Consider the following 362-nt stretch of genomic DNA (forward strand, 5'->3'; position numbering starts at 1 on the left):
ACATCCCGGCGCGGAGCAAGGTTTCCTTGGCCGTGCGGTAGAGCCGCCGACGGCCGCCGACGAAGCCCTTGGCTTCCTTCAGTAAACGCTTCTTGGCCCGTCGGCGGGCCGATCCTTTCCTCGCGCGCATCGCTCAGGTTCTCGACGATCAGGAAGGTGGCTTGGGACTCGGAAATTCGATATCGATTCGAGGGGCGCCGATCGATCAGCGGGTCACCCGGCCGGGGGGGTGGCGGGGGAGTCCGCGGCCCCTTCGGTTTCGAGCTGCTCGTGGGCCTCGGCCGCGGCGGCGAGGGCCGAGGCGAAGCGGCCGTGGCCGGCTTCTCGACGCTGCAAGGCCCGGCTCAAAAGCTTTTTGGGAC

The 362-nt window shown here is 68.2% G+C and carries 1 protein-coding gene; it reads right to left on the reverse strand.

Translation table 11 applies throughout. The annotated features are described in order from the left end of the window. A partial coding sequence (locus tag AB1L30_RS00705) for a 50S ribosomal protein L20 (protein WP_367011427.1) occupies window positions 1–130 on the reverse strand: 130 nt, incomplete at its 3' end. Between the last annotated feature and the right edge of the window lie 232 nt (window positions 131–362).

This window comes from Bremerella sp. JC817 (assembly GCF_040718835.1).
GTDB lineage: Bacteria > Planctomycetota > Planctomycetia > Pirellulales > Pirellulaceae > Bremerella.